Raw genomic sequence first — 14,782 nt, 5'->3', positions numbered from 1 at the left:
CAGGTTCATGTTGACACGTAGACAGGCCATGACCGGCACCATGATGGGCATGGGGCTGCTCCTGGCACGCAATACCCATGCCGCGCCCGCGCTCGCGCCGGTACCGCTGCTCATGGCGCACCGGGGGGCGTCCGCGCTGCGGCCCGAACATACGCTGGCGGCTTATGCCAGGGCCATCATGGACGGGGCCGACTATATCGAGCCTGATCTGGTGCCCACCCGTGATGGCGTGCTGGTTGCCCGCCACGAAAGCAACATCACCGCCACGACGGACGTGGCGGCACATCCGGAATTCGCGTCACGCCGCCGCGTCCTGAGCATTGACGGCACGGAGGAGACCGGCTGGTTCACCACCGATTTCACGCTGGCCGAACTCAAGACCCTGCGTGCGAAAGAACGCCTGCCCACGGTGCGTGCCCACAACACCCGTTATGACGGGCATTTCGATATCCTGACATTTGAGGAAGTCATCGATTTTGTCGCCGCCGAAGCCGCGGCCCGGGGGCGTGTGATCGGCCTGATACCCGAGATCAAGAATTCCACCCATTTCCACAAGCTGGGCCATACACCCGAAGAAACGTTCCTGCATGTGATCGCGGCGCATGAATATACCCGCACCTGCCCGCTTGAGGTACAGTCCTTCGAGACCACGAACCTGCGCCTGCTCCATGGCAGGGTGCAGGCCATAAACCCGCAGGCCCGCTTCATGTTCCTGATGGGCGAGCGTGCGCAGTCGGTGCCGGACACGCTGGGTTCGGCCCATCCACTGACCTTTGGCGATTTCATGACGGCAGAAGGCCTGAAGCGCGTGCGTGAATATGCCGATGTGATCGGGCCATCCAATACGGACATCATACCGCGTGATGCGGCCGGGGCCTGGCGTGAACCGACAACACTGATTGATGACGCACACCGTGCCGGGCTTCTGGTCCATTCCTATACCTTCCGGCCGGAAAACCGTTTCCTGCCCGCGCAACTACGTGATGCCAGGGGAGATGATGCACGTAACCCCGAAGGCTCGATCGCAGAAATCCGTCGCATGCTGGATATGGGACTGGACGGTTTCTTTACGGACGATCCGGGCATCGGGCGTATGGCCATGCGCAACTAGTTCTGTCAGGTCGGGATACACCATTGGCATAATCAGGGATTTTACCAGCCTGTTTCATGATGTCGCGACCGGCTGGTTTTATATCAGCAGGATTGCGGGATCCAGGATATTCCTTAAGCCATGAGGCAGCGTGTTCAATGGAAGATATCCAACCCGGAACGCGTTGCCAGCCGCGCCTGTAGGCACACCAGGGACCTCTGGACAGGATTTCCGGCAACATGCCCGGAACAACCAAAATCACACGGCGGTCATGCTGCCTACGTTCCGCAATCATAAGAACGTTTATGGTGAAGCTGTTTTTTCAGAAAGCTTCGACAGGACGCCACCTTTTTGAAAAAAGGCGGCACCCAAAAACTTTTATTTATAGCGATAAGTTATTTTTAAACAGTATTTTAGGGATGCAGGGCATGTCGTCGGGATTCCGGCGGGATCAACCGCACATCATCGGCATAAAACCATTCTAAATTATACAATAACTTATTTATGAGTTTAAATATATATTTAAATAATTTCAAATATAAGATGATTAAGTTATTCACCAAATTGTGTTATTCATGAATTAAATCTTTCTCATTTGTAAATCGATACACATCCTGTTCCCGACAACCGAACCCGTGGCCCAGACCCGCCCGGGAGGGGAGAGCAGACAATGTGTGTCATCACGACATGCGCCAAGAACGAGAACAAGTCTGCAATAACATGGAACAACTTTCCCGCCCTTATCAGGCTGCTGGCCGTTATGGTGGGAATGCTGTTCGCCGGTTGCATGCTCACTTCCGAAGTATTGGCCCAGACAGAAACCGCCAAGACCGCCTTTACGACCCATTACGAACCCACGGCCTTTCCCATGACCGAAAGCGGACAGGTGGCAATCGGCCCCCTTGTGCCCATGCTGACCGCCTCCCCCCATCTGTTCGGGGACTGGGGCGGCATACAGCCATGGCTGTCCAATCGGGGCATTTTCCTTAATGTTACCGTTAATGAAGAATATATGGGCAATATTACCGGCGGCAAGCAGCGCGCCAACGTGCTGGCCGGTCAGGTCGCGGGCGCGCTGGACATAGACTGGCAACGCCTGGTAGGAATTCCGTCCTTCTGGACCCATATGCTGGTCATCAACGGACACGGCAACAGCCTGTCCAACGCCATGGGGGATTCGGTCACCAATCCTGAAGAAATATACGGTGCGCGCGGTAACGTGGTTGCCCATCTGGTGGACATGTATGCTGACAAGGGTTTCCTGCGCGATCGCATCATCCTGTCGGTCGGTGTCATACCCACAGGCAGTTTTTTCAATCAGGATTATCTGGCCTGTTCGTTCATGAACGTATCGGTGTGCGGCAATCCCGCCCCATCCAAATACGTGCCGGGTGGACGGGACTGGCCTTCGGGCAACCTTGGCGCGGTCCTGCGGGTGCGGCCCACGCTGCGGACTTACATCATGGGGGGTATCTTTGCCGTCAGCCCCCACGCCTATAACGGTGGCATTTCAGGCTGGGCACTGGGGCAGGACGGACTGGGAAAGCTTTCCCCCCAGGTGGAGATCGGCTGGAGCCCCTCCTTTGGCAGGCACCACCTGCTGGGGCATTACAAGATCGGGTACTGGTACGACAATTCCCGTTATCCCAACCTGTATGCCGACATAAACGGCAATTCGTTTCAGGCCACGGGCCTGCCGCGCCGGTATGAATCCGGGATGAACGCGGCATGGCTCATGTTCAACCAGATGATCCACCGCAGCGGGGACGGCCTGGCGAACGGCCTGATCGTGATCGGGGGTGTTGATTACACACAGGGCAGCCAGGTGGCCATGCGCGATCATGAATGGATCGGCCTGCTGCAAAGCGGCACCCCCTGGGGTCGCCCGCTGGATCAGATAGGCATCATGTTCCAGTATATGGAAATGAGCCACACCGTGGCCCTGCAGCAGGAATCCTCACTTGCGCTCGGTCTGCCCTATCTGCCCAACCAGTGGGGCGCCGTCTACGGCATACAGAGCCATGAAAACGTGTGGGAAGCTTTCTACAGCATCCATGTTGCCCGTGCCACGGCCTTCCAGCCTGATTTCCAGTACCTGCAGCGCCCCGGGGCCACGACAACCTTCCATGATGCAGCGGTGATCGGGTTCCAGTTCACCACCAATCTCTGAAGTTTTGCCGCAGCAGATATCCTGAATGCCTGCGGGAAGAAAAGGTGAATATGATTTTCACACCGGTTCATAATAAAATTTAAATAAAACCGGCGCTGTGAAACGTTATTGCAGAAGATAAAAACAAAAAAGGAATGCAGCATGACGGAATACGTTGGCGCGATAGACCAGGGCACAACCAGTTCCCGGTTCATGATATTCGACCGGAAGGGAACAATCGTTTCCGTGGCGCAGAAGGAGCACCGCCAGATCTATCCCCAGCCGGGGTGGGTTGAACATGATCCAATAGAAATTCTTGAAAATACCAGTGAAATGATCGGCGCCGCCATGGCGCGGGCCAATCTGGGTGCGGGCAGCCTGGTATCGGTGGGCATTACCAACCAGCGCGAAACCGCCGTCCTGTGGGACAAAACAACGGGCCAGCCGCTGCATAACGCCATTGTATGGCAGGACACCCGCGTGGACCAGCTGGTCCACGAATATGGTCGTGATGGGGGGCAGGACCGCTTTCGCGCCATTACCGGCCTGCCGCTGGCAAGTTATTTTGCGGGCCTCAAACTGCGGTGGCTGCTGGATAATGTGGAAGGCGCGCGCCAGAAGGCCGAAAGCGGGCAGGCCCTGTTCGGCACGATAGACAGCTGGCTTTCATGGAACCTGACGGGTGGCGCCCGGGGCGGTATCCACATTACCGACGTGACCAATGCCTCACGCACCCAGCTTATGAACCTGAAAACCTGCGCGTGGGATGAGGACATGCTCAAGGCATTTTCCATCCCTCCCGCCTGCCTGCCCCGCATTGTACCATCATCTCAGGTATATGGCACGATCACCATTCCCAGCCTGCAGGGCACGAAACTGGCCGGCATTCTGGGCGACCAGCAGGCGGCCCTGGTCGGGCAGACCTGTTTTTCACCGGGAGAGGCCAAAAACACCTATGGCACCGGATCGTTCCTGCTGATGAACACCGGTACCGATCCGGTCCAGTCCAAGGCAGGACTGCTGACAACGGTGGCCTACCAGTTCGGCACGGAAGAACCCCGTTACGCGCTGGAAGGTTCCATCGCCATTACGGGCGCACTGGTGCAATGGCTGCGCGATAACCTGAAGCTGTTCGATCTGGCGACACAGATCGAACCGCTGGCCCGCAGTGTGGCGGATAACGGCGGCATCTATATCGTTCCTGCGTTTTCCGGACTGTACGCACCATACTGGAAGGAAAATGCCCGTGGCACTATTGTGGGGCTGACCCGTTACGTCACACGCGCGCATTTTGCACGCGCAACGCTGGAGGCCACGGCCTATCAGGTGCGCGATGTCGTGGCCGCCATGGAGGAAGACAGCGGCATCATCCTGAGCAGCCTGAAAACGGATGGCGGCATGGTGGCGAATGAACTGCTCATGCAGTTTCAGGCCGATATCCTGAATGTGCCGGTTGTCCGTCCGAAAGTGGTGGAAACGACCGCGCTGGGCGCTGCCTACGCCGCAGGTCTGGCCGTGGGTTACTGGAAAAATATCGATGACCTGCGCGCCAACTGGGAAGTTGACCGCATCTGGCAGCCCACAATGCCGCCGGAACAGCGCAGCCGCTATCTGGCATGGTGGAAGAAGGCAGTACAGAAATCCTTTGACTGGGCCGAATAAACCGGTTCCAGATCAATACATAAGGAAACAGGCCAATGAATCGGGTATTCCTGGGTGAGCTTATTTCCGAAGCTCTTGCCGTGTTCATCATCATTGCTTTTGGTGATTCAGTAGCAGCGATGTACCTTCTCTACGATCCCAGCCCTTACCTGCACGCCTACTGGGGGGTGTGTATCGTATGGGGACTGGGGGTCACCGTGGCCATCTATGCTACCGGATCGGTTTCGGGCACGCATGCCAACCCGGCGGTGACCCTTGCCTTGGCCACTTACCGCGCGTTCCCATGGAAAAAGGTGGTGCCTTACTGGATGGCGCAGATCGTGGGCGGCATTCTGGGGGCCGCGCTGGTTTATGCGCTGTATTACCCCGTAATCGACCATTTCAATGACGTACACCAGTTGACCCGCGGGGCGGGTGGGGCTGCGGGCGTATTCTTTACCGCACCCGCGCCGGGCATAACCGTATGGCATGCCTTCAGTGATGAAATCATCCTGACCGCCATACTGGTATTCGGTATCTTTACCGTTACCGAACAGTATAACGAAATGGCGCCAGGTGCCAATTTCGGTGCGCTGATCATTGGGTTTCTGGTCGCGGCCATTGGCGCCTCCATGGGATATCTGGAAGCATGGGCCATAAATCCGGCCCGTGACCTCGGGCCACGATTGTTCGCCTATATGGCCGGATGGCATGAAGCCGCCCTTCCGGCAGCGGGTCATTACTGGTGGGTGCCCGTTGTCGGTCCCCTGATTGGCGGCTTGCTGGGGGCAACCGTCTATGAATACCTGATTTACCCCTTTCTGCCCGCACAACTGCGCGCGCAGCAGCAGGCCTTGCAGGCCAAAGTCGAAGAAGACACGATTATCATGGGAAAATGAAGCCCTTCCCCTGTGCATCCTTTTCCCCTGTTGCCCGGGGAACCGGGTTTCCGTGGCCGGACAGGGGCGGCTCTCCCGACATGAAGGAATGGATCAGGTAATGGATGTCGTCATTGGCATTGATGTGGGAACAGGCAGCGCACGTGCGGGCATTTTTACACTGGACGGCTACAAGCTGGGCGCAGGCAGTACGCCAACCCGTACGTGGCAGCCATGCGCCGGTTACATGCAGCAGTCCTCTGCTGACATATGGCGCGCGGTGTGTGCCAGCGTTGCCATCGCCATGACCATGGCGCGGGATGCGGCAGGAGAAACGCTGGATGTACGGGGTATCGGGTTTGACGCGACCTGTTCGCTGGTGGTGGCTGGTCCTGATGGCCAGCCACTGTCCATTGATGCTGATGGTGCGCCGGGGCAGGACGTGATCCTGTGGATGGATCACCGTGCCATGGCCGAGGCTGCCGGGATCAATGCAGGCCATCATGACGTGCTGCGTTACGTGGGCGGCATGATTTCGCCCGAGATGGAAACACCAAAGCTGTTATGGCTCAAGCGCCATCTGCCCGATGTATTCGCGCGCGCCGCCCTTTTCCTTGACCTGCCGGATTACCTGACCTGGCGCGCAACCGGGGTCAGTTCGCGCTCGCGCTGTTCAACCGTATGCAAATGGACCTACCTCGCGCATGAGAACCGCTGGGATGACACCTATTTCCGGGCCATAGGTCTTGGCGTGCTGGCTGATGAAGGGTACCGCCGCATCGGCACGGACATCAAGGCCCTGGGCGAACGTGTCGGGCGCGGGCTGGACGCGCGGGCAGCCATGGAATTGGGTCTTCCGGCGGGTATTCCGGTCGCGGTGTCCGCCATTGACGCGCATGCGGGTGGCATTGGCGTGATGGGGGGCACGACAGATGGCGAACCGCCTGCATTCAACCAGCGTCTGGCATTGATCGGCGGCACGTCAAGTTGCCACATGGCGGTCTCCCCCCTGCCCCGCTTCGTGCCCGGTGTCTGGGGCCCCTACCGTGATGCCATGCTGCCTGACATGTGGCTGAATGAAGCAGGCCAGTCGGCCACGGGCAGCCTGATCGATTTCATCATCGCCACCCATCCCGCCACACCGGCGTTATGCCAGCAGGCTGAAAACGAAGGCAGAACGGTCTATCAGGTCCTTAACGACCTGCTTGCCGAAACCGAAGGCGACCGGCCCGCAGGTACGCTGACGGAAGACCTGCACGTCATGCCGGATTTCCATGGCAACCGTTCCCCCCATGCCGATCCGACCCTGCGTGGCATGGTCAGCGGGCTTGTTCTAAGTGCTACGACGCATGATCTGGCATTACTGTATCTGGCGACAATACAGGCACTGGCTTATGGCACACGCGATATCGTAACGGTGCTGAACCGGCAGGGCTATGCGATCGATACGATCATCGCCACCGGCGGGGGAACGAAAAACCCCGTTTTCGTCCGCGAGCATGCCAATGCCACCGGCTGCCGTATCGTGCTGCCGGAAGAACCTGATTCCGTGCTGCTGGGCAGCGCGATACTGGGTGCGGTCGCGGCGGGGGTATATCCCTCCATCCGGGCGGCCATGACCGGCATGACGCGCATACGGGCGGAAATACGGCCCTGTGCCGGGAGTGCCGCCTTTCATGCCAGAAAATTCGGGGTCTTTACCCAGATGTATGCTGACCAGATCCGTTACAGGCAGATCATGAACAAATAAGACAGGCATCATGGGAACCGGAAGGTTTCCGTGGCGCTTTACAGAAAAAACCGAGAACCGGGCTTTCAGGCCAGATACCGCAAAAAAAACGGAACAAATCAATAAAGGGTATTGTAATGGCGACTTCCAGGATCCTGGCCTGCATGACCGCTGCCGGCATGCTGCTGGCCAGTGGCGCGCAGGCGGCCGGTACGCTGACAATCGCCACGGTCAATAATGGTGACATGATCATCATGAAACAGCTGTCAGGCGAGTTTGAAAAAGCCCACCCCGATATTCACCTGAACTGGGTCACGCTGGAGGAAAACGTCCTGCGCCAGCGTGTGACGACCGATATCGCAACCCATGCCGGGCAGTTCGATATCCTGACCATTGGCAATTACGAAGTACCAATATGGGCAAGGCAGGGATGGCTGGCCGAACTGAAACCCGGGCCGGATTATGATGTGAATGACATCGTGCCTTCCGTGCGCGCCGGGCTGAGTGTGGACTCCAGACTGTATGCCCTGCCGTTCTATGCGGAAAGTGTCATGACCTATTACCGGACCGATCTGTTCCAGAAGGCCGGGCTGACCATGCCGCAGCACCCCACCTATGACCAGATCCGCACCTATGCCGACAGGATCACGGACAGGGACAGCCAGACCTATGGCCTGTGCCTGCGTGGCAAACCGGGCTGGGGCGAGAACATGGCGTATGTCACCTCGCTGGTGAATACGTTTGGCGGGCAGTGGTTTGGCGAAGGGTGGAAGCCAATGCTTGATACCCCGGAATGGAAGGCGGCACTGCAGTGGTATGTATCGGCCATGAAGGCCGACGGGCCACCCGGCGCCACGTCAAATGGATTTAATGAAAACCTGGCCCTGTTCGCCAGCGGTCATTGCGGCATATGGGTGGATTCAACCGTTGCGGGCGGCCTGCTGTTTGATCCCAGGCAGTCGCATGTGGCCGACAGGGTCGGTTTTTCCGCCGCCCCCACCGGTCCGTATGGCAAGGGACCGACATGGCTGTGGAGCTGGAACCTTGCCATTCCCGCATCATCCAGACATGCGGATGACGCGCGCATTTTCATAGAATGGGCGACGTCCAGAACCTATGTCCAGCTTGTGGCGCAGCATGAAGGCTGGGTGGCGGTGCCAGCGGGGACCCGTGTGTCCACCTATGACAACCCTGATTACCAGAAGGCGGCGCCATTCGCCACGTTCGTCCATTCCGCCATAGACAACGCCGATCCCAATGGTCAGACAAAGCAGCCACGCCCGTATGGCGGCGCGCAGTTTGTCGGCATCGCACCCTTTCAGGCCATAGGCACCCAGGTTGGCCAGACCGTTGCGGCAACGCTGTCGGGCCAGATGACGGTCGAACAGGCGCTGGGTGCGGCACAGGCCTCCGTAAGCCGCACCATGCGCCAGTCCGGTTACCTGCATTGAGGGGGCGAAGATGGACAAAGTGGCAGTACATCCACCCGTAATGGACAATCCTGCGGGCCGTGCCGCCCGCGGCAGGCACCTGCAGGGCTTCGTGCTGCAATCCCCCGCGATCATGCTGCTGCTGTTATGGTCGGTGGTGCCGCTGCTTATGACGCTGTGGTATTCGTTACGAAACTATAACCTGGTGGACCCGACCCAGCAGGGTTTTGCGGGCATCAACAATTACTGGTACCTGCTGACCGATCCGGATTTCATGACATCGCTGGAAAATACGGCCATTCTGGTTGGCGGCGTGCTGGCCATATCGGTGGGGCTGGGGACATTGCTGGCGGTCCTGTATAACGAGGCGTTCGCAGGGCGCGGCATTGCCCGCGTCCTGGTCATCTCGCCGTTCTTCATCATGCCCACGGTTGCCGCCCTGCTGTGGAAGAACCTCATGCTGCACCCGATCTATGGCGTGTATTCCGCCATGATGCGGGCCGTGGGCCTGACACCGATCGACTGGCTGTCACGCTATCCACTGGCAACGCTGGTGATGATCGTGGCATGGGAATGGCTGCCCTTTGCGGTCCTGATCCTGCTGACCGCCATCCAGTCGCTTGATATGGAACAGAAGGAAGCCGCGCGCATGGACGGCGCGGGCATGGTGGCGCAGTTCATCAACATCACCCTGCCCCACCTGTCGCGTGCGATTACGGTCGTAATCATGATCGAGACCATTTTCCTGCTGACCATATTTGCCGAAATTTCGGTCACCACCGCAGGTGGACCCGGTGTCGCCTCCACCAATCTGGCGTTCCTCATCTATTCACGCGCCCTGCTGCAGTTTGATGTGGGCGGGGCCTCGGCCGGTGGTGTCGTGGCCATTGTCGTCGCCAATATCGTGGCGGCCTTCCTGCTGCGCGCCGTGGCCCGCAATCTGGAGACCTGACATGGCAAGAACCAGCACACGCCTGCGCCATGCCGCAATCACCGTCCTGGCCTGGGGCATTGCATTATGGATGTTCTTCCCGATCCTGTGGATGTTCCTGACGGGTTTCAAAAGTGAGCCTGACGCCCTCTCCACACCGCCACATTTCTTCTTCCGTCCCACGCTTTCAAGCTATCAGGATGTATTCGCGCGGGAGAATTACTGGCATTTCGCCACCAACAGCGTCGTGATTTCGGTCATGGCAACCGTGGTGGCCCTGCTGGTATCCATTCCCGCCGCCTACGCCATGGCGTTCCTGCCCGGGCCGCGCACGCGCATGACCCTGCTGTGGATGCTGTCCACCCGCATGCTGCCATCGGTGGGCGTGCTGGTACCGATCTACCTGCTGGCCCGCGCCACCGGCCTGCTGGACAGCCGGACAGGGCTGATCGTGATATACATGCTGACCAACCTGCCCATTACGGTATGGATGCTCTATACTTTTTTCAGGGAAGTGCCGGTCGCCATACTGGAAGCCGGGCGAATGGACGGGGCGACACGCTGGCAGGAAGTAACACAGGTGCTTATGCCGCTGGCGCTGCCGGGCATTGCCTCGACCGGGCTGCTTTCCCTGATCCTGTGCTGGAATGAAACGTTCTGGTCACTGAACCTGACCTCTTCCATTGCGGCACCGCTGACAACGTTCATTGCGTCCTTCTCCTCACCCGAAGGACTGTTTTTCGCCAAGCTGTCGGCCGCCTCCACGCTGGCGGTGGCACCCATCATGGTCTTTGGCTGGGTCAGCCAGAAACAGCTTGTACGCGGCCTGACATTCGGGGCGGTGAAATAGAACCGGGGCAAATAATCCGCGCGGCAGCAACAGGAACATACCATGGCGACAGTAGAACTGCGTAACCTGCGCAAGACCTATCTGCATGAGGAAATCATCAAGGGTGTCTCGCTTGCCATTGCCGAGCGGGAATTCATCGTCTTTGTCGGCCCTTCGGGGTGCGGCAAATCCACCCTGCTGCGCATGATCGCGGGGCTGGAGGACATAAGTGCAGGCGACCTGCTGATTGACGGGCAGCGGGTGAACGACACCGAACCCGCGCGACGCGGCGTGGCAATGGTCTTCCAGTCCTATGCGCTGTATCCGCACATGAATGTTTACCGCAACATGGAGTTTTCGCTGCGGCTTGCCGGCATGCCCGAAGCCGAGCGGCGGCAGCGTATCGGTGATGTGGCGCGCATCCTGCAGCTTGATCCCTATCTTGATCACAAGCCGGGCCAGCTTTCGGGTGGCCAGCGGCAGCGCGTGGCGATCGGACGCGCGATCGTGCGTAATCCCAGGGTCTTCCTGTTTGATGAACCGCTGTCCAATCTCGACGCCGCGCTCCGTGGGCAGATGCGCGTGGAACTGGCCAGCCTGCACCGGCGGCTGGATGCAACGACCATCTATGTAACCCATGACCAGGTGGAAGCCATGACCATGGCCGACCGGATCGTGGTCCTCGACAAAGGTGTCGTGGAGCAGATCGGCACCCCGCTGGAACTCTATCACCGGCCCCGCAACCTGTTTGTCGCCCGTTTCATGGGATCCCCGCCCATGAACCTGCTGCCCGCTACCATCAATGCCCATGCCCCTGACGGGACCATGCAGGTACGGACGGAAACACTCAGCGTGTCGATCCCCACGCAACAGGGCGGGCTGGAAGTCGGTGCGCCTGCCACGCTGGGCATCCGGCCCGAACATATCCGTATTGACCCGCAGGGGGCGGTACAGGGCATGGTCGAGGTCAGCGAGCGGCTGGGGGCCGTCACGCTTTTGCATGTGCGCCTGTCTGACGGACAGATGATTGTCGTGCAGACGGGTGGGGACAATACCGACAGTGCCGATACCCCCATATGCATGACGTTTGAGGAAGAACACTGCCATCTGTTTGATGCAGACGGTATGGCGCTGGCCCGCAGCACGGATCATCCGCTGCTTGCGGGTGCATAAAAACGGCTTACCTGTTCAGGACATAGGCATATGTATACGGAAAAACTCCGTCTTGACGGACGTGTCGCGGTTGTCACCGGCGGCGCGCAGAATATTGGTCTGGCCTGCGTTACGGCGCTGGCGGAATTCGGCGCCCGCGTCATTATCGCCGATCGTGATACGGAACTTGCGGCACGTGCCGTGGCCGAACTGGCAGCGCAGGGGCTGGATGTATCGGCCATGGCACTGGACGTAACCGATACGGCACAGGTGGATGCCTGCGCCACACGGATCAAGGCCGGGGAAGGCCGTGTCGATATCCTGGTCTGTAGTGCCGGGATCTGCATATCCGAAGTCCGGGCCGAAGACATGACGGATGCACAGTGGCTGAAACAGGTTGATATCAACCTCAACGGCATTTTTCGCTGCTGCCGGGCATTTGGCCGCATCATGCTGGAACAGGGGCACGGCACGATCGTGAATATCGGATCCATGTCGGGCCTGATTGTCAACCGCCCACAGGAACAGGCCGCCTATAACGCATCAAAGGCAGGCGTGCACCAGTACACACGCTCCCTTGCGGCAGAATGGGCCACGCGCGGGATACGGGTCAATGCGGTGGCCCCCACCTATATCGAGACGACCCTGACCCGCTTTGGCATGGAAAATCCGCGCCTGTATGCCGCATGGCTGGATGGCACGCCCATGCACCGCGTAGGCCAGCCAGACGAGGTCGCCTCGGTCGTGCAGTTTCTGGCATCGGACGCCGCCAGTCTTATGACCGGGGCCATTGTCAATGTCGATGCCGGGTTTACCGTATGGTAAATGACCACAGGCATCTCATGGAGGCCTCCCTCTTGCCGCATGGACGCAGGCGATGGCGCGGAAAGTGACCGTATGCCGGAATGCCGCGCAGTGGATCGTTGTCATGTCGTGGCGCGTGCCTTTGGCAGCATATCTGCCGGCGGGTCGCCAGAACACGATAGGCCTGAGGCGTCGTTAACAAATCTGAATGCACGCACATTGATGCGGGCATGTGGAAAGGAACCACCACGTGACGGCATCGGACAAAGTCAATGCCATGAGGAAATCCCTGATACCATCCCAGTCATGACGACAATGATTTCCAGGGCAGCGCCAACGAAAGCCGGAGCGTTGCCACAACCAACAGGACGTGAAACACGCAGGGCAGACCAGATGCTGCGGTGAATACCCCCGAAACCGCCTGCGTTGCTGCCGACAGTCGCCATCCGAGGAAGGTGGCACAGAGCGTTGTCAGGGTCGGGCCGCCGATCCACTGCACGATGTTCAGGGCGGTTGTTGCCACGGGAATATCCGGCCGTGCGACGGATGCATAATCCGCGCTCATGGCGGGGATGCCAACTGTGCCTGTCCCCGCACCGCGCAGGAACAGGGCAACAACCAGCAGCAGCGTGCCGATGCAGGCGCAGGGCGCACCGCAACCACTCAGCCCGCGAATGCCAGAGCGATCGGTCAGACAGCCCATCAGGGGATAGCCGCACATCATCCCCACCCCCAGCGGGCGCATGAACAGGCCCGTGCGGTCGGGCGGGACGCCGCAGTCATGGATGAGCCAGACCGGCAGCAGCATCTGTCACGCGAACGAGACGCCGTTTATCAGGAACATGGTCATGGCGGATGCCGAAAAGGCAGGTATACGAAACAGCAGTGGCATCTCATCTGTTGTGGCCCAACCTAAATCCGCCAACCGGCTGTGTTCCCGTCACGAAATGTAAACCCCCGGCTTACCAGTCTTCGACGGTGCCCCTGTCTTTCTCATCGGGTGCAAAAGGATCCAGCGGGTCATCCGTGGACGGATCAACCGGTTCGTCATCACTGCCCCAGTCCGGTACATCCGGCCGGGGATCATCCAGCGGATCGTCATCCGGGTCAGGCCCGGGATCTGAAATGGGTGTGGGCGGTGGTACCGTGGTCGGCGGTTCAGACGGCACGGGAATATCCGGATTATTTCTGACCTGCATCCTGAACATGACGTTCCTCCTCTGACAGGTTCACGTGCAACGGAAAGGACCGGTGACAGGTTGCATGCACGTCCCTGCCTGTCAGCGTGCTTTTCTGCCAGTTATGTTCAGAACGACTGGATGACATAGTGCGGGCCAGATCTTTTCAACAAAAAAGGCCCGGCATATTGCCGGGCCTTCTGCTGTGGGGACGCGATCAGTTGGAACCGCTGCTGTTCTGGTTCCAGCCACCGCCGTTACGGTCGCCGCCGTGTTCACCCCAGTTGCCGTTCTGGCCGTCGCTGCCACGGTTGTCATGCGCGCCGGGGCCGTTGTTCTGGCCGCCGCGGTTTTCACCACCGCGATCCCCGCGTTCGCCACCGGGACCGCCGTTCTGGTCACGACCATTCTGGTGGTCGCCGCCCTGGCCCCTATGGTTGCCGTGGCCGCCATGCCTGCCGCCGTGATGGCCATGACCGCCATGGCCACGATGTTCGCCCTGCCCGCTGCCCTGGTTCTGGTCAGGGGACTGGGCCTGTGCTGCCAGCGGAAGGGAGATGCCAAGGGCAAGAGCAAACAGAATTGAACGCTTCATCATATATCCTTCGGTTCGACCTCTGGTCCGTCGTGCCATGGAGGCTGGAATGTGAGGTCGCGTGATGTAATGGGCAGTATCGCGAATATCCGGGCCAGAACTGATGTTCCTTCATGGGCCGGGACTATTGCGGTAAATGTTCCAGATCGCCGGATGGATATTCTGGAACGTGAGCAACCTGTGTCCGGTTACTCACAAATCACGCCATGACAGTCCGTAAACAACAGATCCATACATGGCGGGATTATGGGATGTTCCCTGCCCGGGCGACCTGTTGGCCAACCGGGGCAGGAAATCTCGCTTTCAGACCTGCCCGATCGCCCGGGCGGCGTCGTCCAGCAGGGCCGCGATCTTTTCCTCGGCTTCCGTATCAAGA

General features: G+C 59.2%; 12 protein-coding genes and 1 pseudogene. 10 read left to right on the top strand and 3 right to left on the bottom strand.

The features are described from left to right. The first annotated feature begins 7 nt into the window (after positions 1-7). The 10 genes from AC1RQ9_RS11465 to AC1RQ9_RS11420 all read left to right on the top strand — a co-directional run bounded on the left by AC1RQ9_RS11465 (position 8) and on the right by AC1RQ9_RS11420 (position 12,654). Positions 8-1,111: a glycerophosphodiester phosphodiesterase family protein gene (locus tag AC1RQ9_RS11465; RefSeq protein ID WP_485987004.1), complete on the top strand. Its 1,104-nt coding sequence runs from the start codon at positions 8-10 to the stop codon at positions 1,109-1,111. A gap of 649 nt (positions 1,112-1,760) precedes the next feature. After that, positions 1,761-3,260, top strand: coding sequence for a carbohydrate porin (locus AC1RQ9_RS11460; RefSeq protein ID WP_485987003.1), 1,500 nt, complete (start codon positions 1,761-1,763; stop codon positions 3,258-3,260). A gap of 141 nt (positions 3,261-3,401) precedes the next feature. Next, complete coding sequence (glpK, locus tag AC1RQ9_RS11455; RefSeq protein ID WP_485987002.1) at positions 3,402-4,901, top strand: glycerol kinase GlpK; 1,500 nt, start codon at positions 3,402-3,404, stop codon at positions 4,899-4,901. A 35-nt stretch (positions 4,902-4,936) separates the two neighbouring features. After that, positions 4,937-5,779 carry an MIP/aquaporin family protein gene (locus AC1RQ9_RS11450; RefSeq protein WP_485987001.1) on the top strand — a complete coding sequence of 281 codons (843 nt, stop codon included), beginning with the start codon at positions 4,937-4,939 and terminating at the stop codon, positions 5,777-5,779. 100 nt (positions 5,780-5,879) lie between these two features. Continuing rightward, positions 5,880-7,508 carry an FGGY-family carbohydrate kinase gene (locus tag AC1RQ9_RS11445; protein WP_485987000.1) on the top strand — a complete coding sequence of 543 codons (1,629 nt, stop codon included), beginning with the start codon at positions 5,880-5,882 and terminating at the stop codon, positions 7,506-7,508. A 143-nt stretch (positions 7,509-7,651) separates the two neighbouring features. Next, positions 7,652-8,938: an ABC transporter substrate-binding protein gene (locus AC1RQ9_RS11440; RefSeq protein WP_485986999.1), complete on the top strand. Its 1,287-nt coding sequence runs from the start codon at positions 7,652-7,654 to the stop codon at positions 8,936-8,938. A 10-nt stretch (positions 8,939-8,948) separates the two neighbouring features. Further along, positions 8,949-9,869 (top strand): carbohydrate ABC transporter permease, encoded by a 921-nt coding sequence (locus AC1RQ9_RS11435; RefSeq protein ID WP_227672476.1) that lies wholly within the window; start codon positions 8,949-8,951, stop codon positions 9,867-9,869. 1 nt (position 9,870) lies between these two features. Then, positions 9,871-10,698 carry a carbohydrate ABC transporter permease gene (locus AC1RQ9_RS11430; protein WP_053324164.1) on the top strand — a complete coding sequence of 276 codons (828 nt, stop codon included), beginning with the start codon at positions 9,871-9,873 and terminating at the stop codon, positions 10,696-10,698. Positions 10,699-10,740: 42 nt separating this feature from the next. Next, positions 10,741-11,850 carry an ABC transporter ATP-binding protein gene (locus AC1RQ9_RS11425; protein ID WP_485986998.1) on the top strand — a complete coding sequence of 370 codons (1,110 nt, stop codon included), beginning with the start codon at positions 10,741-10,743 and terminating at the stop codon, positions 11,848-11,850. Positions 11,851-11,880: 30 nt separating this feature from the next. Further along, entirely contained in the window at positions 11,881-12,654 is a 774-nt protein-coding gene (locus AC1RQ9_RS11420) for an SDR family NAD(P)-dependent oxidoreductase (RefSeq protein ID WP_193731995.1), read from the top strand. A gap of 283 nt (positions 12,655-12,937) precedes the next feature. Here the strand turns inward: AC1RQ9_RS11420 and AC1RQ9_RS11415 are convergent. From AC1RQ9_RS11415 to AC1RQ9_RS11405, 3 genes and pseudogenes are all read right to left on the bottom strand, one after another. Then, positions 12,938-13,516 (bottom strand): annotated as a pseudogene (locus AC1RQ9_RS11415) (MFS transporter); the annotation flags it as partial. A gap of 79 nt (positions 13,517-13,595) precedes the next feature. Further along, entirely contained in the window at positions 13,596-13,802 is a 207-nt protein-coding gene (locus AC1RQ9_RS11410) for a hypothetical protein (protein ID WP_485986997.1), read from the bottom strand. 226 nt (positions 13,803-14,028) lie between these two features. Then, positions 14,029-14,406: a hypothetical protein gene (locus AC1RQ9_RS11405; RefSeq protein ID WP_485986995.1), complete on the bottom strand. Its 378-nt coding sequence runs from the start codon at positions 14,404-14,406 to the stop codon at positions 14,029-14,031. Between the last annotated feature and the right edge of the window lie 376 nt (positions 14,407-14,782).

It is taken from the genome of Komagataeibacter ossonobensis (assembly GCF_057359305.1).
This window is presented reverse-complemented; position numbering and strand designations above follow the sequence as displayed.

Excerpts from the sequence above, each read along its gene's own strand:
- AC1RQ9_RS11465 (WP_485987004.1), top strand. The coding sequence starts at position 8 with ATGTTGACACGTAGACAGGCCATGACCGGCACCATGATGGGCATGGGG.
- AC1RQ9_RS11460 (WP_485987003.1), top strand. The coding sequence starts at position 1,761 with ATGTGTGTCATCACGACATGCGCCAAGAACGAGAACAAGTCTGCAATA.
- glpK (WP_485987002.1), top strand. The coding sequence starts at position 3,402 with ATGACGGAATACGTTGGCGCGATAGACCAGGGCACAACCAGTTCCCGG.
- AC1RQ9_RS11450 (WP_485987001.1), top strand. The coding sequence starts at position 4,937 with ATGAATCGGGTATTCCTGGGTGAGCTTATTTCCGAAGCTCTTGCCGTG.
- AC1RQ9_RS11445 (WP_485987000.1), top strand. The coding sequence starts at position 5,880 with ATGGATGTCGTCATTGGCATTGATGTGGGAACAGGCAGCGCACGTGCG.
- AC1RQ9_RS11440 (WP_485986999.1), top strand. The coding sequence starts at position 7,652 with ATGACCGCTGCCGGCATGCTGCTGGCCAGTGGCGCGCAGGCGGCCGGT.
- AC1RQ9_RS11435 (WP_227672476.1), top strand. The coding sequence starts at position 8,949 with ATGGACAAAGTGGCAGTACATCCACCCGTAATGGACAATCCTGCGGGC.
- AC1RQ9_RS11430 (WP_053324164.1), top strand. The coding sequence starts at position 9,871 with ATGGCAAGAACCAGCACACGCCTGCGCCATGCCGCAATCACCGTCCTG.
- AC1RQ9_RS11425 (WP_485986998.1), top strand. The coding sequence starts at position 10,741 with ATGGCGACAGTAGAACTGCGTAACCTGCGCAAGACCTATCTGCATGAG.
- AC1RQ9_RS11420 (WP_193731995.1), top strand. The coding sequence starts at position 11,881 with ATGTATACGGAAAAACTCCGTCTTGACGGACGTGTCGCGGTTGTCACC.
- AC1RQ9_RS11405 (WP_485986995.1), bottom strand. The coding sequence starts at position 14,406 with ATGAAGCGTTCAATTCTGTTTGCTCTTGCCCTTGGCATCTCCCTTCCG.